Raw genomic sequence first — 20607 nt, forward strand, 5'->3', positions numbered from 1 at the left:
TAGAGTAGTACCAGATGATACGTGCAATCGGACACAGGTTCAAGAGCCTTGTTCGTTTGACCCCGCCAGTGCCTTGTGGTACATTTGACCCATGAAAACAGTGCTGCTGATATTGTTTGTGGCCCTGACGGCGCTGACGGCGTTTGGGGCCAACGGCGAGAAGAACTTCGGCGGCGTCGGCATCGACGGTGTGGCTGCCCCCGACGGGCAGATCACGGTCCGGCAGCTTGTGGCCGGCGGACCCGCCCATGTGGCCGGGATCAAGGCGGGGGATGTCATTACCCACATCGACGGCAAGCCGACCCGGGGCAGCGATTTCCGGCAGATGGTTCACAAGCGGCTGCGGGGGCGCGCCGGGACCCCGGTCGTTTTGAAGGTCCGGCGGGAAGGCGTGGAGAAGCCGCTGACCTTTACCTTGCAGCGACAACAACTGGTGATAACCGCACCCAAGGAGAAATGATAATGATCAAGAGGATTTTGGCCGCCGTCATGCTGGCGCTGCTGGTGGCGTCCGGGGCCATGGCCGCCGGACAACAGGCCCCCCAGAGCAGGCTCAACCCCGCCAAGGCGCAAGAGGCCCGGAAGTACCCCCAAATCGTGCTCTACTCCACCTCCTGGTGCCCCCATTGCCGCGCGACCAAGGAGTACTTCGCCAAGAACAACATCCCCTACACCAACCGCGACGTGGAACAGGATGACCAGGCCATGAAGCTGTTGACCGGCAAATACAAGAGCAAGGGGATTCCGGTGATCGTCTTGGGAACGGGACAAAACGAGATCGTCATGCACGGCTTTACGCCGGAGTCGTTCCAGGAGAACCTCAAGAAGGCCCAGGCGAAAAAGTAGCGATAGAGCAGGCGCAGGGGGAAGAATGATTTCGTCCGGGACGCGGTCTCTCAATGAGTATAAAAAAGGCCGTGTCGGTCAACATGGGTTGATCGCGCGGCCTTTTGTTGTAAGCGTGATCTCAAAAATATCAGGAGTAACCACGTCACCATGAATTTCGCTTGTATCCCACGGGAGAGCCTGCCCGACATTCTCTGCCGCATGCCCAAAGCGGAACTGCACATTCACATCGAAGGCTCCCTGGAGCCGGAACTGATCTTTGCACTGGCAACACGCAACAATATCCCGCTCCCCTATCCAACCGTGGACGACCTGCGTGCCGCCTATGCCTTTACCGACTTGCAGAGCTTTCTGGATATCTACTACGCCGGGGCCGGCGTGCTGCAAACGGAAGACGATTTCTTCGCCATGGCCTGGGCATACCTGAAACGCGCCAAAGCCGAGAATGTCCGCCATGCGGAGATCTTCTTCGACCCCCAGACCCATACGGAGAGGGGGATTCCGTTTGCAACCGTCATCAACGGGCTGGACCGGGCGGTCCGGCGTGGCCGCGAAGAGCTGGGGGTAAGCGCCGCGCTGATCCTCTGCTTTCTACGCCACCTGAGCGAGGAGGCCGCTTTTGCGACCCTGGAAGAGGCCCTGCCGTTCCGCGACCGGTTCATCGGTGTCGGCCTGGACAGCAGTGAGCGCGGCAATCCGCCGGAGAAATTCGCCCGGGTATTCGCCCGCTGCCGGGAGTTGGGGCTGCGGCTGGTGGCCCATGCCGGGGAGGAGGGGCCGGCCGGATACATCTACCATGCCCTCGATCTGCTGAAGGTGGAGCGCATCGACCACGGCGTGCGCTGCCTGGAAGATCCCCTGCTTGTGGCGCGGCTGGCGGAGCAACGGATACCCTTGACCGTGTGCCCCCTGTCCAACGTAAAGCTCTGCGTATTCCCGGACCTTGCCGCCCACACCATCGGCAGATTGCTGGCTGCCGGTATCGCCGCAACGATCAACTCCGACGATCCGGCCTATTTCGGCGGTTACCTGAACGAGAATTATCTGGCCACCTTCGCCGCGCTGCCGGATCTGGGGGCGTATGAGGCATACCGGTTGGCCCGCAACAGTTTTCAGGCCAGTTTTGTGGATGAAAGCGTCAAGGCGGGATGGATCAGGGAACTTGATGAGTTCTTTGCGCAGCAGTGCATATAAATGACAAATTTTGGTGTCCGGCAGAACGCTGGACAGCGGAAAAACGAGGATTATAGTTCTATGAGAATACTTCTGCCCCTTTCCGCCCTGCTTCTTGTGCTCTCGGGAAATGCTCTGGCCGGCAGCGGGTATGACCGCTGCATCAAGGAACAGGATGCTTTGAAGAAGAAGGAGGCCGGTGCGTGCAGTGGGTTCAGCTATCTCCTGAATCCGAGCGCATGCTTTGCGACTCAGAAGGCGTTGAGGGAGTATACCTCTACCGATAAATGCAAAAAGATCGGCATCGCCGAAAATGCCGATTCCGGCGTTCCACCTGTTGTCCCGGTGAAAAAGGCCGGTAGCGATGGTGCGGTTGGCGGTGTCAACCCGGTCGGGGTAAAGAAGACGGAATCCGAAGTACCGCACCCGGAAAGCACCTGTGAGCAACTGAAGGACGAAAATTCGCGCCTCAAGACCGAGATTATCCGCCTCACGACAGAGAATGAGCAGCTCAGGAAAGCGGGCCAGTAGACAGATTCATCCCAATAATCCCAATGATCTCTCCACCCCAAGGAGCAGCCATGAAAGTCTACCAGCATAAGCCGCACCCCCAAATCGAACTCCGGAAGAAGCGCGCTCCCAAGCCCAAGAAGGTTGTCAAAGAAGGCCCGGTGGCCCGCTTTAACTCACTTCTGGGAGAAAAGATCACCGAGGGCGTGGGCACCATGTGGTGCGCCTATGCCTTTGCCCTCATCGCATTCATCAGCCTCCCGGAAGCCATTCACGGCGGCACGAGCGCCCTCATATCCTGGATCGCGCAGACCTTCCTGCAATTGGTCCTGTTGTCCATCATCATGGTAGGTCAGAAAGTCGAGGGCGCCGCAGCCGATACCAGGGCCGACGACACCTACAAGGATGCCGAGGCCATTCTGTATGAGGCGCTTGAGATCCAGAAGCACCTGCAAGCGCAGGATGAACTGCTTCAGGAACTCATCGATTCCTATCAGGCCCCTGCCAAACCAGGCCCCGGAGCTTAGGCCATCCCCGTTATACACATGGCACGAGGTGATTCCATGAACCTGATTCAACTGCTGCTCCCCCTGTGCGACAACGATGGTCATCCCTTCCCGCAATCAACGTATCTCCAGGTCAGGGACGAACTCACCGAACGGTTCGGGGGGATAACCACCTACGTCAGGTCTCCCGCAGAAGGGGTATGGAAAGAGGGGCAGAGCGACGCGGTAAAGGACGAAATCGTTATCTACGAAGTCATGGCTAGGGAATTGGACCGTGGGTGGTGGAAAGCGTTCCGGGAGAGGCTGGAGCGCCTTTTCAGGCAGGAGTCCGTCGTTGTCAGGGCACTACCGATGGATATGCTGTGAGGGATTGATTACTCGTAGGGGCGGGGGCTCCCCGCCCCTACGTCTTGATATTTGGCAAATTATCGGTGACGCGTGCGCGGGGATTCCCCGGGCTTCGTGCGGGAGGGCTGCCTTTTGGTCTGTTTCTCGGCCGTCCGGGCGGGGGGACGTCCTGTCGACTCTGTGCCGTTTTTTGCCGCGCCACGCGGTTTCTGGGGGCGTCCAGACGCCGTTGTGCCGACCTTTGCCGTGCTCTGCGGTTTCCGGGGGCTCCCTGGCGCCCCTGTGCCGGTCTTTGTCGAGTTCGTGCTGCGGGGAGGACGCGGCTTCTGCACCTTCTGCGGCTCGGGCTCCGATATCCCTCCCGGTTGGAGCAACCCCTGCACCTCGGCATCGGTCAGGTAGCGGAACTGTCCCGGCTTCAGCGCCCCGATCTCCAGACTGCCGTAGCGTACCCGCCGCAGGCGCACCACGGAGAGGCTGACCACCTCGCACATGCGCCGTACCTGGCGGTTCCTCCCCTCGTGGATCGTTACCGAAATCCAGTCGTTCTGGTCGCTGCTCTTCACCATGCGCACCGTTGCCGGAGCGGTGACGCCGTCCTCCAACTCGACCCCGCCCGCCATCCGTTTCAGCTGCTGCTCCAGCACCTTGCCCCGCACCCGGACGTGATACTCCTTCTCCACCTCGTGGCGCGGGTGCATCAGGCGGTTGGCCCAATCCCCGTCGTTGGTCAGCAGCAGAAGCCCCTCGGTGTTGTAGTCCAGCCTCCCCACCGGGTAGACCCGCTCCTCCACACCTTTCAACAAGTCGGTCACCAGCGGCCGGTCCTGGGAGTCCTTCAGGGCGGTGATGTAGCCGGTCGGCTTGTTAAGCAGGATATACAGGTGCTTTTCGCTGAACTGGAGCGGCTTGCCGTCCACGGCGACGCGGTCTGTGGCCGGGTCGGCCTTGCTCCCCAACTCGGTGACAATAACGCCGTTGACCGTGACCCGGCCGTTCACGATCAGTTCCTCGGCGGCCCGGCGGGAGGTGATACCGGCCTGGGAGATGAGTTTTTGCAGACGTTCCAGCATAGTCGTACCTCTTTAACGAAAACGGGGCGGTTAAGCCGCCCCGTTTCAAAAAAATTACAATTTGCCACAGAGACACAGAAAAAGGCTGGAGGCTTAATTCAAGATTTGACGGTTATCGGTTAACGTCCTGCTTTTGTCTTTCTCCGTGAACCTCTGTGTCTCCGTGTCTCCGTGTCTCTGTGGCGGATTTTATCTTAGTATCCTACTCCACGCAGCGCGTCATGGCGCGGAACTTCTGATAGCGCTTCTCCACCAGGTCGTCCAGGGAGAGCTTGTTCAGCTCCGCCAAGTTGCGGGCTATGGCCTCTTTCAAGGTCGCGGCCATGGCCTCGTGGTCCCGGTGGGCGCCGCCTATGGGCTCGCCTATGATCTCGTCGATGACCCCCAGGCCGATGATGTCCTTGGCGGTCGGTTTGAGCGCCTCTGCGGCCTGCTCGCCCTTGGTGCCGTCGGACCAGAGGATGGCGGCGCACCCTTCCGGGGAGATGACGGCGTAGACCGAGTGCTCCAGCATCAGGATGCGGTCGCCCACGGCGATGGCCAGGGCCCCGCCCGAGCCCCCTTCGCCGGTGACGCAGACGATGATCGGGGTGCGCAGGCTGGCCATCTCGCGCAGGTTGCGGGCAATGGCCTCGGCCTGGCCGCGCTCCTCGGCGCCGATGCCGGGGTAGGCGCCGGGCGTATCCACGAAGGTGATGACCGGCAGCTTGAATTGTTCCGCCATCTGCATCAGGCGCAGCGCCTTGCGGTACCCTTCCGGGTTGGGCATGCCGAAGTTGCGGTAGACCTTCTCCTTGGTGTCGCGCCCTTTCTGGTGGCCGATCACCACGACCGGCTGGCCGTCGAAGCGGGCCAGGCCGCCCACGATGGCGTGGTCGTCGCCGAAGTTGCGGTCGCCGTGCAGTTCCACGAATTCGGTGAACATGTGTTTGACATAGTCGAGGGTGAAGGGACGGTTGATGTGGCGCGCCACCTGGGCGGTCTGCCAGCGGGAGAGGTTGGCGAAGATATCCTTGCGCGTCTTCTCCACATGCCCTTCCAGGGTGGCCACGTCGGCGCTGATGTCCAGGCCGTCCGCGGCCAGGGCGTTCAGCTCCTCGATCTTCTTCTCAAGCTCCACAATAGGTTTTTCGAATTCCAGATGAAACGGGGTCGCCATAGTGATACCTCAAGTTTTAATTTCAGATTCGTACACCTGCCACAGAGACTCAGAGACACAGAGGTTCACAGAGAAAAGACAAAAACAATAAAGCCGGAGGTCCTCTTCATCCCTGTAAAAAATGTTGTGCCTTTGACGTTCTCTGTGTCTCCGTGTCTCTGTGGCAGATTTTATGTTGTGTAAACGCTTACTCGAAAGTCGCGGCATTATAGCCGAACAGTCGCTCCACTTCCAGCCTTAAATCATCGCTGGCCATGACGCTCAAATCCGGCGGGAGCGGCATGGTCGCGCGGCTCCGCTGCGGGATGAGAAAATGGATGCAGGCCGGCACGCTGCCGTGGTAGCGCTGGATGATCGTCTTGAGGGCATCCAGGCGCTCCACCGGCAGGTCGTCCGTGCGCAGGGTGAAGCAGACCCGCTTGGTGGTCATGGCCCGGGCATCCTGGAGCAGCTTGATATCGCCGGCCGGGCCAGGGTCGCGATGATGCCCCCCCCTGCGCCCGTTGTCGGGGCTGGGGCGGCTGACCAGAATCTTGGCCCCCTTTTCCGTCTTTTCCAGCTTGCCGGTCACCAGCAGCGGGTCGTCGGATTTGAGCAGGGTGGAGGTTTCCACATAGGTGTCGGGGAACACGGTGATCTCCACCGAGCCGGTCAGGTCCTCGATGGTGGCGAAGCACATGCGGTCCCCCTTCTTGGTGGGGATCTCCCGGAAGGCGGAGACGATGCCGCAGACCCGCACCTCGCAGCCGTCGGGCATCTCGCCCAGATGGGCGATCTCCGAGTTGGTCAGGCGCTTGATGTCGTCCACGTAGCGGTCCAGGGGGTGGCCGGTGATCAGGAAGCCCAACGCCTCCTTCTCGTACCCTAGCTTTTCCTTGTCCGGCCATTCCTGAACGTCGGGGAGGTGCATGCCGCCGTTGCCGTTGTGTCGTACCACCTCGGCGGTGTCGAACAGGGAAACCTGGGCGCTGGCCTTCTCCTCCTGGATCTTCTGGCCGTAGGACATGGCCTGCTCCAGCCCTTCCATGAGGGCCGAGCGGAAGGCGCCGGTGGAGTCGAAGGCGCCGCACTTGATGAGGGCCTCGAACACCTTCTTGTTGGCGCGCCGCATATCGACCCGTTCGCAGAAGTCATAGATATCCTTGAAGGGGCCTTCGGCCCGCGCCTCCAGGATCGCCTCCACGGCGCCGGTGCCGATCCCCTTGACCGCGCCCAGGCCGAAGCGCATGGATTTGCCCACCACGGTGAAGGAGAGGCCGGACTTGTTCACATCCGGCGGCAGCACCTCGATCCCCTGCTCGCGGCAGTCGCCGATGCTCTTGATCACCTTGTCCGTGTTGTCCATGTCGCAGGTGAGAAGCGCGGCCATGAACTCCACCGGGTAGTAGGACTTGAGGTAGGCGGTCTGGTAGGCGATGAGGGCGTAGGCGGCCGAGTGGGACTTGTTGAAGCCGTATTCGGCGAACTTTGCCATCTGGTCGAAGATCGCCTCGGCCTTTTTCGGGTCGATGTTCTGGGCCTTGGCCCCGGCCAGAAACGGCTCCTTCTCCTTGGCCATGACCGCCGGGTCTTTCTTGCCCATGGCGCGGCGCAGCAGGTCGGCGCGCCCCAGGGAATAGCCGGCCAGGGTGCGGGAGATCTGCATGACCTGTTCCTGGTAGACGATGACCCCGTAGGTGTCCTTCAGGATCGGCTCCAGTTGCGGCAGGTCGTAGACCACCTTCTGGCGGCCGTGCTTGCGCTCGATGAACTCGTCCACCATGCCGCACCCCAGGGGGCCCGGCCGGTACAGGGCGCAGGCGGCGATCACGTCCTCGAAGCAGGAGGGCTTGAGCTTGACCAGCATCTCCTTCATGCCGCTGCCTTCGAGCTGGAAGATGCCGGTGGTGTTGCCCGAGGAGATGAGGTCGTAGCTGGCCTTGTCGTCGTCCCGCAGGCGGGTGATGTCGAACTCCGGGTCCTTCCCCTCCCGCACCAGCTTGACGGCGTTCTGGATCACGGTAAGGTTCTTGAGTCCCAGGAAGTCGAACTTGACCAGGCCGACCATCTCCACGTACTTCATGGAGTACTGGGTATTGATGGAGCCGGTCTTCTGGTCCTTGTACACCGGCAGGAACTCCTCCAGCTGCCGTGGGGCCACCACCACCCCGGCGGCGTGGGTGCCGGCGTGGCGGGCCAAGCCTTCCAGGCAGATGGCGGTTTCCAGAAGATTCTTGATCTGCGGGTCGGTCGCCGCCAACTCCTTCAGTTGCGGTTCCTGCTCCAGGGCCTTGGCCAGGGTCATCTTCAGGTCGTCCGGGATCAGCTTGGCGATGCGGTCCACATCCCCGTAGGTCATGTTCAGCGCCCGCCCCACGTCGCGCACCACGGCCTTGGCCTTCATGGTCCCGAAGGTGATGATCTGGCAGACCCGCTCCCGCCCGTATTTCTCCACCACGTACTGGATGACCTCTTCCCGGCGGTCCATGCAGAAGTCGACGTCGATATCAGGCATGGAGATACGTTCCGGGTTGAGGAAACGTTCGAACAGCAGATTGTAGGGCATGGGATCGAGGTCGGTGATCTTGATGGAGTAGGCCACCAGCGAACCGGCGGCCGAACCCCTGCCCGGACCGACCGGGATGCCGTGGTCCTTGGCCCAGTTGATGAAGTCGGACACGATCAGAAAGTAGGCCGGGAACTGCATCTGGTGGATACAGTCCAACTCGATGCGCAGGCGGTCGAAGTAGGCCTGCTGCCGTTCCAGGGTCATATCCGGGTACTTGGCCAGGATGGTGACCATGCGCTCCTTGAGCCCTTCCGTGGCCAGTTGCTCCAGCATCTCGCCGTGGGTCTTGCCGGCCGGCGGCTCGAAGTGGGGGAAGAAGTATTCCTTGCCCAGGGGGAGTTCCAAGTCGCAGCGCTCGGCGATGGCCACGGTGTTGGCGATGGCCTCGGGGGCGTAGGAAAATGCCTTGACCATCTCCTCCGGCGACTTGACGTAGAACTCGTCCGCCGTGAACTTCATGTGGGTCGGGTCGCTCATGGTCTTGCCGGTCTGGATGCAGAGCAGCACCTCGTGGGCGCGGGCATCCTCCCGGTTCAGGTAGTGGCAGTCGTTGGTGGCCACGAGCGGCAGCTTCAGCTCGCCCGCAATCTCCAGCAGGCGCTTGTTGACCACATCCTGTTCGGCCAGGGTGTTTTCCTGCAATTCGATGTAATAGCGGTCCTCGAACAACTCGCTGTACCAGCGGGCCGTGGCCAGCGCATCCTCCATCTTGTTGCGGCCGCACTGCATGGCCACCTCGCCCTTGAGGCAGGCCGACAGCGCGATGAGCCCGTTGCTGTGTTCCTTCAACAGCTCCCGGTCGATGCGGGGGCGGTAGTAGAATCCTTCTTTGTAGCCGGCCGAGGTGAGGTAGGAGAGGTTCCGGTATCCCTCCAGGTTCTGGCAGAGCAGGATCAGGTGGTAGGCCGCGTCGGAGATTCCCCGGGCCTCCTTGGAGAAGCGGGACTCGGGCGCCAGGTAGACCTCGCAGCCGAGGATCGGCTTGATGTGGGCCTTCTGGCACTTGAGGTAGAACTCCACCGCGCCGAACATGTTGCCGTGGTCCGTAATGGCCAGGGCCGGCATGTGGTAATCCTCGGCCTTGTGGACCAGGTCTTCGACGCGGATGGCGCCGTCCAGCAGGGAATACTGGGTATGGAGATGCAGATGGACGAAGGGAGGTGTTTCCATGGGCGACCTTTTGAGAGCGAACAGCGTTAATGACGAAGGGGAAGCGGAGCCGGATGCAAAAAAGAACGGGACCTCTATGAGTTCCCGTTCGGTGATATGTGGGGAATAGTATGCCCCGTTTCGGGCGGTACGTCAATCGGGAGTTATCGGTTTTATTACAAATACTTATGCGTAACAGGCCGGAATGTTGGCATTATTTTTTTGTGTTTTCGGGGGAGGCTTCCCGATTTGTCACCCGGGGAGCCCGGCCTCATCAGATCCTCCTGGTTGTGCGTCAAGCAGCAATCTCCCCATGGTTTTTTTGATGGAATCCCGGTGGATGGTAAAAACGACGCTCAAGATATAGCTCAGTTCAATATAATTGATCCCGCGGGCCTCGGGGTTTACGACGCCATTGTGCGGCGCGCAGTACTGATCCGTATCCTCGGCCAGATGCACCCGGCATACCAGCGGCCTGACCGGCCAGATGGTGCAGCCGTTGTCCGCCCGGTCCAGAAAGGCGCACGACTGGTCTTCCGGTCTTTGGTCATTCCAGGCCGTTTCCCCCGTGTGATCCATGCTGGTGTCGAATTCCAGGTAATCAAGCTGGCGCGCGAGCTTTTCGTAATCGATCCCGACGCCGTTTTCCCTACAGTAGGCATGAATATCCGCCGCTTCCTCGGCGGTGCAATAGACCACTTCATGGCAGCAGTTACCGCACCCCTTGTGGCAGAACGGGGGGGCGTAGCCGAACCTCCTGTCCCGTTCGATCAGGGAGTCGATGGTCGCATCCACCAGCTCGTGCACCACGCGCGTTTGCTCCCTGCCGCCCACCAGATAGCTTTCCCCGATCCGCCGGAACTCTTTCCAGAGCGCCTCCGCCGGGATATCCGCCAGTTCGTCCGATAGATTTCCGTACAGGAGCATGTCGCCGTCTTTGATGACCTGCTCCTCCACCCACCGGCGATCCTCGTTGAGGGGGAGGGGATGGCCTGAGCCGCAGCAGTTTTTATATTTTTCCCCGCTGCCGCAGGAGCAGGGATCGTTGCGACCGATCTTCATGGTACGTGCCTCGAACGATGCGCACCGCCCGGCTTTTTGTTGAGCAAGGCGGGGGCGGCATTGAATAATTGATGCTTGTTTTTGATGTTACATGTGATACTATAAAAATATGACGACAGCGGACAAAACGCTTGAACGGATGAGAAACAACCCTCGCGACTGGCGCATTGGCGACCTGATATCCGTGGCTGAACGTTACGGGGTTGAAGTCCGTAACAATGGGGGGAGTCATCACGTTTTTTCCACGAGGGGAATCGCGGAAAGCCTGTGCGTCCCCGCGCATCGTCCCATCAAGCCGGTTTATGTCAAGAACCTCGTGTCAATGATCGACGCCATCAGGGAGAATACGCCATGAGCATAAAGCAAATCAAGCCTGTCATTCCGCCGGCCCCTTTCGAGGCATACGGCCATGTCATATCGCCGCTTTCTGTCGAGGATGGGGGCGGGTACATGATTACCTTTCCTGATCTCCCCGGCTGCATGTCGGACGGCGAGACGCAGGAAGAAGCTCTTGCCAATGGCCGTGACGCTTTCGATGGCTGGATGGCGGCCCAGGTGGACATGGGGAGGCAGATGCCGGTCCCGACCCATTACGACGAGGAAGGCAAGCCGGTGAAATTCGTCCAAAGACTTCCCCGCTCGCTCCATGCTTCGTTACAGACAAGGGCAAAAGCGGAAGGTGTCAGCATCAATACCCTCGTGCTTGCACTCATTGCCGAAGGGCTTGGCAGACGCGAAGCAACGGTACAAAATCCCCCGGCCAAGCGAGCGGCGTAATACGGCATTTTTATTTCAAGCATGATAGAATACATCATGAGGGCCACCCTTTAAAAGGCTGACCCCCGCGACGAGGAACATACCACAGGATAGGGGGGAACAGATCATGGTAACTGAAAAACAGTGTCCCGAATGCCAGGGCAAGATGATCCTGCTGCCCGGCTGAGGCGGCCTCTTCTGGCGGTGCCAGAAGTGCGGATTAAAGCTTATGTACGACAATGAACAGGATGCCGATTGCCGCTGTTCCTAAAGGAAGCCGGCCTTGACCTCTGCGGATCTGAAGACATCGTTGCAGCTCTTCGGCCTTGGCGAACGTGTGGCCATCAGGGAGATCAAGGCCCGTCACCAAGAGCGCATGTGGCAGCAGTTCAAGACCGATCCGCTGTGGGGGGAGAGGCAGGGGAGGGCGTAGTTTTCAAGTTTTTGATGTTTGTCGGTTTGACCATGTGTTTTTGTTCCTGCAAAAATTATGATATGATGGCCCTGCCGGAATGAAGGAGAGTACAAAAAAGGAGCAGCGCCATGCAACCTGGAGAAGCGCAATACATCACCAGCAGCACCGGCAGGAAAAAAGCCGTTATCCTGCCTATCCGCGAATACCAGCGGCTGCTTGAGGATTTGCATGATCTGACGGTGGTTGCCGAACGGCGTGAGGAATATCCCATTTCGCTTGAGGAAATGAAGAAACGCCTGGCCGATCATGCCGTCGTTTAGCATCCTGCTAAAACCTTCGGTTGAGAAAGATATGCGCAAACTTCCCGCATCTGTTGTGCGGCAGGTATTTGAAGCCTTTGAACGGTTGGCCGAAGATCCTGCCGTCCCTCCCGACCGTAAACTATCCGGCACCGAGCGAACCTGGCGCCACAGAATCGGTGATTATCGCATCGTCTATGAGCTAGACCTTTCCAACCGCACCGTCATAATTCACTATGTACGTCACCGCAGGGACGTTTATCGCCGCTTGTAAAACTGCCTATCACATGTTGTCTCATTTTAGGGGCAGAGCCCACCGATAATCTTTCCAACCGCACTGTCATAATTTCTTCTACTTTAAGTCATCGATAGAAGCAATAAATGATTCGATTGTCCCGTGCTGTGCAAGAATGGTGTCTCTTGCAATTGGGTTCACCTTTGTAATTCCTGGCACAACGTAGCTTTTGCTGTATCCAAGAGCGGTAACCAAGCGGGTCTTGTCGATGTTGACAGCTTGAATATTCCCTAAAAAGTAGACGAGCTTCCAAGGTTTCGTTGGGACGAAGTCCCAGAGGAATCCGCCTAGCTTCTCACTATCAATTTTCGCCACAACTTCTCCAGTATACTGAAATTTACCAGAATCTTTAGCAGTAAACAGCACCAGATCACCATGGGTCATCTCATTGAACTTGGAACGACTACCTTCTGTCATTGCCCAGCAATTCAGAGCCTCGACGTTCTTTACGCTTGATTGGAGAACCTGGCGTTCTTCTTTGGAAAGCAGGTGAGTAATGGATGTGAGACTTACGGAACCCCTGATGGTCTTTCGAAGGTTTTCATCTGATGCCGGAGCAAGAAAAATATTCCTCATGGGACTCTCCCTTCGGCCTTGAGATGCGTGAGCATGAGTTGTTTCGGGCTTTGATAGACTGCTTTCATAGTAGTTCAGAAGTTTTTCAATCACACTTGATGGAGTGTCAACGAAGGGTTCAGCATGATTCTGAAGCCTGCCAAAAATTTCATCTTCTATCCGAATAACCTTGCTCATGGCTATCACCTCCAAAGGTTGTTTTGAAACTTTAGGTTGTATGTAACATTGTAACAAAGAAGCGTCAAGCCGAAATTATTGCTAACACTTATGTTGATAATTCGTAACCCGGCGACCCACAACACAAAGCCCCGCCTCCCTCACGGGAAACGGGGCCTGTTCACACCCTTGCTATCGTTACGCTACTTCTTCGCCTTTTTCGCCGGGTGCGCGGTGTGCTTGCCCGTCGCCTTCAACGCCTCCTTCATGGCGTGCCCCATCCTGGTCGGGCTTTCGGCCACCACGACCCCGCATTCGTTCAGGGTGCGGATCTTGTCCTCGGCCTTGCCCTTGCCGCCGGTGATGATGGCCCCGGCATGGCCCATGCGCTTGCCCGGAGGAGCCGTGACCCCGGCGATGAACGCCGCCACCGGCTTTTTCATGTTCTCCTTGATCCAGTAGGCCGCCTCTTCCTCGGCCCCGCCGCCGATCTCGCCGATCATGAAGACCGCCTCGGTGTGGGGGTCGTTGTTGAACAACTCCAGCACGTCGATGAACTTCATGCCGATGATCGGGTCGCCGCCGATGCCGACGCAGGTGGACTGCCCCAGCCCCATGTCGGTCAACTGCTTCACCGCCTCGTAGGTCAGGGTACCGCTGCGGGAGACGACGCCGATCTTGCCCGGTTTGTGGATGTAGCCCGGCATGATGCCCAGCTTGCACTGGCCCGGGGTGATGACACCGGGGCAGTTGGGGCCCACCAGCAGGGTCCGGCTCCGCTCCTGTACCGACCGGGCCAGGACCATGTCCCGCACCGGTATCCCCTCGGTGATGCACACCGCCAGGTCCAGCTCGGCGGCGCAGGCCTCCAGGATGGCGTCGGCCGCCGCCGGGGGGGGGACGAAGATCATGGAGACGTTGGCCTTGGTGTAGCGCACCGCCTCCTCCACGGTGTTGAACACCGGGATGCCGTCGATGTGGATGCCCCCCTTGCCGGGGGTGACGCCGGCCACGATGTTGGTGCCGTAGGCGCGGCACTGCTGGGTGTGGAACAGGCCGCTTCTGCCGGTGATCCCCTGCACGACGATCTTCGAATGTTTATCGATTAATATAGACATGGCCTACTTTCCCCCTTGGCCCAGCATCTTGACGATCCGCTTGGCGCCGTCCCCCAGGTTGTCGCCCACCTGCACGTTCAGCCCCGATTCCATGAGGAGGCGTTTCCCCTCCTCCACGTTGCTGCCGTCCATGCGCACCACGATGGGGAGGTGGCACTGCACCTCGTTGGCCGCCTCGATGATTCCCTGGGCGATGACGTCGCAGCGCATGATGCCGCCGAAGATGTTGACGAAGACCGCCCGTACGTCGCAGTCTTCCAGGATGATCTTGAACGCCTCGGTGACCTTCTCCCGCGTGGCCCCGCCCCCTACGTCCAGGAAGTTGGCCGGTTCGCCGCCGAACTCCTTCAGCACGTCCAGGGTGGCCATGGCCAGGCCCGCGCCGTTGACCATGCAGCCGATGGAGCCTTCCAGCTTGATGTAGGCCAGGTCGTACTTGCCGGCGTTGATCTCCAGCGGGTCGAGCTGGGAGTAGTCCACCATGTCCGGGTATTCCCGGTGGCGGTACACGGCGTTGTCGTCGAAGGACATCTTGCCGTCCATGGCCAACAGCCACCCGGCCTTGGTGACCACCAGGGGGTTGATCTCCACCAGGTAGCAGTCCTTGTCCAGGCAGCAGCGGTACAGGTTGAGGATCAGCTCCACGCAGTCCTCGCACACCACGCCGGTGAGCCCCAGGGCCAGGGCGATCTTGCGGGCCTGGTAGGGGCGCAGCCCCATGAGGGGGTCGATGGTCAGGACGTGGATCTTTTCCGGGGATTTGTGGGCCACCTCCTCGATGTCCATCCCCCCCTCGGGGGAGGCGATGAGGCAATAGCGCGACGTGGCCCGGTCCAGGGTGATGGAGAGGTAGAACTCCCGGGCGATCTCCACCGCCTCCTCCACCAGGATGCGGCGGACCTTGAGCCCTTCCGGCCCGGTCTGGGGGGTGACGAGCTTCTTGCCGAACAACTCCTTGGCCACGTCGTTGGCCTGCTCCGGGTGGTGGACGATCTTGACGCCGCCTGCCTTGCCGCGGCCCCCCGCGTAGATCTGGGCCTTGACCACGCAGTGGCCCCCCATCTCCTTGGCGGCCCGCTCCACCTGGTCGGCGGTCAGGGCCACGCGGCTGCGGGGCACGGGGATGCCGAAGGTGCTGAAGATCTCCTTGGCCTGATACTCATGGATGTTCATGGCAAGCTCCGTCCGTCGGGATTTTGAGGGAGTATACCAGGAAATATGGTGGAGACAAGGGGATTTTACTTTAAATGAATTATTTTACTTTGGATAAAAATTATTTTGTTGAGGGGATTTCTGCTGGTCGATCTTGGCATATTCCGCCTCGGAGGGGCGCAGGTAGACCGGTAGCAATTGCTCCGGCGTCAGGGTGGCGCTGGTGCGGTAGGCATTGAGGGCCAGGAGCGCGCCGTTGGCGGCGTGGCCCGCGTGGTGGAAGGGGGAGGGGAAGCGGGCTTGTGCGCCCATGCGATCGGTGATGACCTGGCGGTAGCGGAGCGCACCGTCGCCGGCAAAGATGACCGGCCCCTCGGTCGTGGCCAGGAGTTGGTCCAGAAACGCCTCCGGCCCCATGACGCACTCCGCCATGAGGGGGGCGGGGAGCGGGGCGGAGCAGTCGTACAGGGCGGCGTAGACCTCGTTCTTGCGGGCGTCCAGCAGGGGGCAGACCGGCAGGGAGGCCAGGGGGAAGTTCATGGCGACCAGGGCCAGGGTGGAGAAGCCGACGCACGGCTTGCCGGTGGCCAGGGCCAGCCCCTGGATCGTGGCGACGCCGGCCCGCACCCCGGTAAAGGAGCCGGGGCCGACGGCGCAGGTAAAGAGGTCGATGGCGTTGATCGTGAGCCCCGCCGCGGCCAGCATGCGTTCGATCTCCGGTATGAGGCGCGCCGACAGGGTCTTGTTGGCGCTGAACAGGGCCTCGGCGACGATGGTTTCGTCGGAGGTCAGGGCGATGCTGGCGATGGCGGTGGAGGAGTCGATGCTGATGATGTGCATTAATTTGGTTCCCGGTGGCTAGTGGATTAACTACCTCTTCCCAACTCTCCCTCATGGGACTTATACGTCCTATAGGACCTATAGGTCCCAGAGAGCGAAGAAAGGAGAGGAATTTTCATTGTGGTTCGCCGGCAGTACTACTCGTCCTCCGGCGGTATCCTGCCGGTCCTCTGGACGAATTCGAGCTGTTCGGCCTTGCGGCCGAGGGCCTCCCGGCAGAAGCTCCAGATGCGGTAGCTCTCCACCGACAGGATGGTGACGCCGGAGCCGAGGACGGCCCAGAAGTTGTCGTCCAGCGCCTTGGCGAAGTGGTAGAAGAGAAAGAAGCCGGTCAGGTAGCCCACATGGCAGAAGCTGCTCTTGTGCTCCAGGCCGGCCGTCATGCGCGAGAGGCTCAGGATGATGGCGGAGAAGGTGTAGAACAGGAGGACGATGCTGATGATGTGGGGCGCCGGCGGCGGGCCGAGGGCCGCCACGACCGTGTCGGGCAGGGGGAGCATGGGGAAGTCGCGCCATGCCATCATGCAGACGAGCATGAACAGGGAAAAGGCCCACAGCCCCCGGTTGGAGAACCGGCCGAGACGCTTGATGTCAGCCCTGAGCTGTTGTTCGAACAGCTCGACCTGGCTCTGCTGCGGTGCCAGGTCGGTTGCCGGCTGATTGTCGACGGTCTGTGTCATCGCATAATCCGATGTGCGCGAAACCGGAGCCAGACCCCGGTTGTGGGTTTCTTGCAGCACCTAGACATCCTTCGGGACGGTTCCCTGTTCGGTAGTGGCCGGTTCTTTCCCGGCGGGACGAATCCTCTGGCTCAGGTTATAGAGGGATTGGGCAATTCTGTCAAGTTCACGGGGAAAGTGGGTGGGATGGGCCGTGGGGGTCTCACCCGCCTCCACCTGGTCGGCCAGGTGGCGCAGTCTCTGCAACGGCAGAAAGACGCTCCGGCGCAGGAGTGCCGTGACGCCACCCACGGTCAGCACGAGGATCATAATGGTGAAGACGATCATCTGGTTGCGGATGGAGGCCAGGGAGTTGAGCAGCATCTCCCGGGAGAGCCCGATGTCCAGGATGCCCAGCACCTTCTGTTCCGGGGGGTGAACATGGCAGGCGGCATTGGCGCATTCCGGCTCGTTGTAGATGGGGGCGGTGATGGCCAGCACATCCCGGCCGTCGCCGTTGGTGAAGATGCGCGCCTGTTCCATCTTGCCCAGGGAGGCGGACGGCGTGGCCCCGGCGTGGCAGCCGATGCACCCCTCGGTCTTCTTGTCCACCTGGCGGTCCAGTTCGTCGGACCGGGTGGAGATGTTGACGATCCCCTTCTTGTTGAAGATGCGGATATGTTCGACCCCCTTCTGCTGGCCGATGTTGCTGATGATCGTGGTGAGCATTTCCCGGTCGGACTTGAGCATGGCGTACCGGGTGGATTTGAGGATCGTGTCGGCCAGGTTGGTGGCATAGCCGACCGTGTCCCGGTTGACCACGTTCTTGATGACCGAGTAGAGGAGGAGGAAACAGACGACGACGAATCCGGTGACGGCTATGCCGACCGGAATGAGGGCTCGTCCTGCGAGGGTTTTGAACATGTTTTCATCTCTCCGTGGTGGTAGTTGATTCAGCCTTCCCTCTGGGACCTATAGGACTCATAAGACCTATAGGCCCCAGAGTAGTTCTTATTTCGTCTTGTGGCAACTGGCGCAGTTTGCCTTGACGCTGAAGGCCTCCTTGCCGTTGTGGCAGGCCCCGCAGGATTTGCCTTTCTCCATGTCGGTCATGGTCGCCTTGCCGGTCACGGCCCGGTAGGGGAAGATCTTGGTGTGGCAGTCGGCGCATTTATAGGCCTGGCTATGGAACGAGTGGCTGAAGGTCACCGGTGCGGTGTCCTTGACCGTAAAGCCGATGTCCTTCGGTTTCAACCCTTTGTGGCAGCGATCGCAGTTGCCGGCCACGGTAAAGACCTTGGCGCTGTTGTGGCAGGCACCGCAGGATTTCCCCTTTTCCATGGCATGCATGGTGACGCGCGCCTTGCTGCGGGTGGTGGTGTAAATCTTGGTGTGGCAACTGCCGCACTGGAAGTGGCTCGCGTGGTCGGCGTGGCTGAAGATGACGTTGCCGACGTTCTTGACGGCGAATTTCTGATCCCTGGTCGGGTGGCACGAGGCGCATTTGTCGAGGCTGAAGGCAGTTTTGCCGTTATGGCACGCCCCGCACGACTTGCCCTTCTCCATCTCCGCCATGGTGGTCCGTTTGTTGTGGCCCGCGGCGAACAGGGTCGGGTGGCAGGCGCTGCAGTCGGGGGTGGCGGCCAGGTGCTTCTGATGGCTGAACCGGGTCGTACCGGTGGCCTTCACCGCATAGGTGATCTCCTTCACCTGGTGGCAGCGGGCGCACTCCTTCAGGGCAAAGGCGTTTTTGCCGTCATGGCAGGCGCCGCACGACTTGCCCTTCTCCATGTCGGCCATGGTGTAGGTGGCCTTTTTCTTGAACGGGTAGAGGGTGTCGTGGCAGGACTTGCAGTTGTTGGCCATCTGTTTCTGCTTGATATGCTTCTTGTGGCTGAAAACCACTTTGCCGGCATTGTTCGTCGTGAAGGTGATATCCCGAATATCCACGGCTTGTGCAATCATGCCGAATAACAGAACCGCCAGGGTGATCGAAAACATGAGATTGCGACGCATGGAGCTCCTCCTGTGGATGATGGAAGGAAAGGGTTTTTTTCCGCCCATGCGGCGTCAATCTTCGGGCTCGCTTCGTGCGGCGTACTGATGTACGCCCCGCGCAATCCCTCGATCTCCCTGCCTGGACGAAAAATCACTCCTTTCCGAATCGAAATCTATCTACGCCGTCTCGGTCGTGCCGGAATTGCGCGCCACCCCATGGGGTTCGGTCACCGGCACCGGCTCCGCTCCGGGGATGGCCCCCTGTCCGTCCTCCACCTCCTCTTCCTCCCAGCCGTTCCACATCGGTTTGAAGTGGGCGAAGGGGGTGTGCCCCAGGGTCGCCAGGTAGATGTGTACGAAGAGGAAGGCGCAGAAACAGCAGGCGATCAGGTAGTGGGTGCTCACCAGGGTCTTGATGCCGCCGATCACGATGAAGATCTCCCGCAGGGGGGCGACGTACATCAGGATGAAGCCCGAAAAGATTACCAGCGGCAGCAGCACGAACATGATCACCAGGTACGAGGCCTTCTGCAACGGGTTGAACTTGCTGTCCGGGGTGCTGTGGTGCGGGTTGGGCCCCCCTTTGAAATAATAGAAGAAGTAAAAGAACGCCTGGCGGAAGAGGCCGGATTTTATGTCCTCAAAGGTGGGGACGTACAGTTTGAGCATGGTGCGGGCCACGAACATGTAATAGGTGAGCCAGAGGACATAGGATATGGACACCACGACGCCGGCGGTGTTATGGAGGCGGATGGCCGCCTTGTAGGTGCCGAAGATGTTCACGTAATCGGGAAATCTGATCTGCAGGGCCGTCACGCAGAGCGTCACGATGCCGAAGGCGTTCAGCCAGTGCCAGATCCTGACCGGCATGGGGGTGAGATAGACCTGTTCCGTGTGTTTCATGGCTCAGTGCTCCTTCCGGTTTTTTCTGGTGAGGAACCGCAGGGTGCCGTGTCCGACCGGCATCATCATCCCGCCGACGATGATCAGCGCACCGACGATGTTGAGGGTGCTGCTTCTGGTGGTGCCGAGCATGTAAAAATCGGGCGTCCCATAGAGAATATCAAGAATTGCGCCTTTTTCAACCGCCACGCGGGTCACGTTGCCGTTTTTGTCGGGGAACGCCACATAGCTGGTCTGCATCGCCTGAGGCCCCGAGGCGTGGCAGAAGGAGCAATCCCAGCACTTCTCGTTGATCTGGTAGGTATGGGTGACCGTCTCGGGGGTCATCATCCCCCACAGGCGCATCCCCTTGTTGCGCGCCTCGTGGTTGAACTCGCGCAGCTCCGTCAGGGAGATGAAGCCGTCGCCGTTTTTGTCCACCAGTCGGGTGAGATCCCCGTTTATGGGTTGCAGCGCGCCGAGCTCACCGTATGTGGCGGTCTTGAAGTCGCCGTGAGGATCGCCCGGCGTCTTGTTTTCGATGGCCATGGTGATGACGTAGCTCTTGGAGCCGGTGTGGCAGGTGACGCAGGGAAGCGAATCCAGGTGCAGGTCGGCCTGGGTGAGCCATTTGGAATGGCTCTTGATGGTCTTGCCCTTGTCGTGGCACTTGGCGCATTTGCTGTTCAGGTAATCGCCGGATGCCGCGATGCCCGGCTTGACCTCATGGGGGTTGTGGCAGTCGTTGCAGGTCGCCTTGGCGCCATGGAGGCTTTTGGCGTATTCCGCCTGGATGGGGGCATGGCATTCCTTGCACCTGGCCTTGGTGGGGCGGGAGCCGTCCTTGGGATGGGCCGCCGTCACCGAGTCATGGCACGAAGTGCACCCGATCAGGGCATGGGTTGTGGAGGCGAATTTGCTCGCATCCAGGTACAGCCGCTCGCCGCCGTTTCTGGCAACATCCCGATTGCCGTGGCAGGCGAGGCAGGCGTCATTGTCCGCGCCGGCCGCCGAAGCGGCGGCCGCGGGCAGCATGAGAACAGCCAGGCACAGTATCACTCTGCAAACATCCGTCTTCACGTGAGCT

General features: G+C 60.0%; 23 protein-coding genes. 10 read left to right on the forward strand and 13 right to left on the reverse strand.

Annotation, left to right across the window (positions count from 1 at the left end; all coding sequences use genetic code 11):
- Nucleotides 1-91 precede the first annotated feature (91 nt).
- The 6 genes from F6V25_RS07570 (at nt 92) to F6V25_RS07595 (ending at nt 3401) form a co-directional block, all read left to right on the forward strand.
- Nucleotides 92-460 carry a PDZ domain-containing protein gene (locus tag F6V25_RS07570; protein WP_151128010.1) on the forward strand — a complete coding sequence of 123 codons (369 nt, stop codon included), beginning with the start codon at nt 92-94 and terminating at the stop codon, nt 458-460.
- 2 nt (nt 461-462) lie between these two features.
- Nucleotides 463-846: a glutaredoxin domain-containing protein gene (locus F6V25_RS07575; RefSeq protein WP_151128011.1), complete on the forward strand. Its 384-nt coding sequence runs from the start codon at nt 463-465 to the stop codon at nt 844-846.
- 150 nt (nt 847-996) lie between these two features.
- Nucleotides 997-2040 carry an adenosine deaminase gene (locus F6V25_RS07580; RefSeq protein WP_151128013.1) on the forward strand — a complete coding sequence of 348 codons (1044 nt, stop codon included), beginning with the start codon at nt 997-999 and terminating at the stop codon, nt 2038-2040.
- 60 nt (nt 2041-2100) lie between these two features.
- Entirely contained in the window at nt 2101-2550 is a 450-nt protein-coding gene (locus F6V25_RS07585) for a coiled-coil domain-containing protein (RefSeq protein ID WP_151128014.1), read from the forward strand.
- 50 nt (nt 2551-2600) lie between these two features.
- Entirely contained in the window at nt 2601-3056 is a 456-nt protein-coding gene (locus F6V25_RS07590; RefSeq protein WP_151128015.1) for a hypothetical protein, read from the forward strand.
- Nucleotides 3057-3092: 36 nt separating this feature from the next.
- Nucleotides 3093-3401, forward strand: coding sequence for a hypothetical protein (locus F6V25_RS07595; protein ID WP_151128016.1), 309 nt, complete (start codon nt 3093-3095; stop codon nt 3399-3401).
- Between the two features lie 59 nt (nt 3402-3460).
- On the opposite strand, the gene F6V25_RS07600 is transcribed toward F6V25_RS07595, so the two are convergent.
- The 4 genes from F6V25_RS07600 to F6V25_RS17165 form a co-directional block, all read right to left on the reverse strand.
- Nucleotides 3461-4456 carry a pseudouridine synthase gene (locus F6V25_RS07600; protein ID WP_151128018.1) on the reverse strand — a complete coding sequence of 332 codons (996 nt, stop codon included), beginning with the start codon at nt 4454-4456 and terminating at the stop codon, nt 3461-3463.
- Nucleotides 4457-4658: 202 nt separating this feature from the next.
- Nucleotides 4659-5615: an acetyl-CoA carboxylase carboxyltransferase subunit alpha gene (locus F6V25_RS07605; RefSeq protein WP_149306294.1), complete on the reverse strand. Its 957-nt coding sequence runs from the start codon at nt 5613-5615 to the stop codon at nt 4659-4661.
- A gap of 187 nt (nt 5616-5802) precedes the next feature.
- Complete coding sequence (dnaE, locus tag F6V25_RS07610) at nt 5803-9333, reverse strand: DNA polymerase III subunit alpha (RefSeq protein ID WP_151128019.1); 3531 nt, start codon at nt 9331-9333, stop codon at nt 5803-5805.
- Nucleotides 9334-9564: 231 nt separating this feature from the next.
- Nucleotides 9565-10374, reverse strand: a complete 810-nt coding sequence (locus F6V25_RS17165; RefSeq protein ID WP_218043539.1) for a YkgJ family cysteine cluster protein — start codon at nt 10372-10374, stop codon at nt 9565-9567.
- A 351-nt stretch (nt 10375-10725) separates the two neighbouring features.
- Between F6V25_RS17165 and F6V25_RS07625 the strand changes: the two genes are divergently transcribed.
- From F6V25_RS07625 to F6V25_RS07635, 4 genes are all read left to right on the forward strand, one after another.
- Nucleotides 10726-11151, forward strand: a complete 426-nt coding sequence (locus F6V25_RS07625; RefSeq protein WP_151128022.1) for a type II toxin-antitoxin system HicB family antitoxin — start codon at nt 10726-10728, stop codon at nt 11149-11151.
- A 262-nt stretch (nt 11152-11413) separates the two neighbouring features.
- On the forward strand, nt 11414-11563 hold the full coding sequence (locus tag F6V25_RS16975) for a hypothetical protein (RefSeq protein ID WP_191966123.1): 150 nt from the start codon (nt 11414-11416) through the stop codon (nt 11561-11563).
- Nucleotides 11564-11673: 110 nt separating this feature from the next.
- Nucleotides 11674-11865 carry a type II toxin-antitoxin system Phd/YefM family antitoxin gene (locus F6V25_RS07630; RefSeq protein ID WP_151128023.1) on the forward strand — a complete coding sequence of 64 codons (192 nt, stop codon included), beginning with the start codon at nt 11674-11676 and terminating at the stop codon, nt 11863-11865.
- A complete protein-coding gene (locus F6V25_RS07635; RefSeq protein WP_151128025.1) occupies nt 11852-12118 on the forward strand; it encodes a type II toxin-antitoxin system RelE family toxin in 267 nt (88 codons plus the stop codon). Before F6V25_RS07630 ends, F6V25_RS07635 begins: the two co-directional genes overlap by 14 nt.
- 78 nt (nt 12119-12196) lie before the next feature.
- On the opposite strand, the gene F6V25_RS07640 is transcribed toward F6V25_RS07635, so the two are convergent.
- The 9 genes from F6V25_RS07640 to F6V25_RS07680 form a co-directional block, all read right to left on the reverse strand.
- Entirely contained in the window at nt 12197-12892 is a 696-nt protein-coding gene (locus F6V25_RS07640; protein WP_151128026.1) for a hypothetical protein, read from the reverse strand.
- Between the two features lie 182 nt (nt 12893-13074).
- Nucleotides 13075-13989, reverse strand: a complete 915-nt coding sequence (sucD, locus tag F6V25_RS07645; protein WP_151128027.1) for a succinate--CoA ligase subunit alpha — start codon at nt 13987-13989, stop codon at nt 13075-13077.
- 3 nt (nt 13990-13992) lie between these two features.
- Nucleotides 13993-15162: an ADP-forming succinate--CoA ligase subunit beta gene (gene sucC, locus F6V25_RS07650; protein WP_151128028.1), complete on the reverse strand. Its 1170-nt coding sequence runs from the start codon at nt 15160-15162 to the stop codon at nt 13993-13995.
- 84 nt (nt 15163-15246) lie between these two features.
- Nucleotides 15247-15981 (reverse strand): tRNA (adenosine(37)-N6)-threonylcarbamoyltransferase complex dimerization subunit type 1 TsaB, encoded by a 735-nt coding sequence (tsaB, locus tag F6V25_RS07655; RefSeq protein ID WP_151128030.1) that lies wholly within the window; start codon nt 15979-15981, stop codon nt 15247-15249.
- 137 nt (nt 15982-16118) lie between these two features.
- Nucleotides 16119-16661 carry a menaquinol oxidoreductase gene (locus F6V25_RS07660; protein ID WP_151128031.1) on the reverse strand — a complete coding sequence of 181 codons (543 nt, stop codon included), beginning with the start codon at nt 16659-16661 and terminating at the stop codon, nt 16119-16121.
- A 60-nt stretch (nt 16662-16721) separates the two neighbouring features.
- Entirely contained in the window at nt 16722-17564 is an 843-nt protein-coding gene (locus F6V25_RS07665) for a HAMP domain-containing protein (protein WP_151128033.1), read from the reverse strand.
- 87 nt (nt 17565-17651) lie between these two features.
- Nucleotides 17652-18656: a cytochrome c3 family protein gene (locus F6V25_RS07670; RefSeq protein ID WP_151128034.1), complete on the reverse strand. Its 1005-nt coding sequence runs from the start codon at nt 18654-18656 to the stop codon at nt 17652-17654.
- 159 nt (nt 18657-18815) lie between these two features.
- Complete coding sequence (locus F6V25_RS07675; protein WP_151128035.1) at nt 18816-19541, reverse strand: cytochrome b/b6 domain-containing protein; 726 nt, start codon at nt 19539-19541, stop codon at nt 18816-18818.
- 3 nt (nt 19542-19544) lie between these two features.
- Entirely contained in the window at nt 19545-20600 is a 1056-nt protein-coding gene (locus F6V25_RS07680) for a cytochrome c3 family protein (RefSeq protein ID WP_246166996.1), read from the reverse strand.
- Between the last annotated feature and the right edge of the window lie 7 nt (nt 20601-20607).

The organism is Oryzomonas japonica (assembly GCF_008802365.1).
GTDB classification, from domain to species: Bacteria; Desulfobacterota; Desulfuromonadia; order Geobacterales; family Pseudopelobacteraceae; genus Oryzomonas; species Oryzomonas japonica.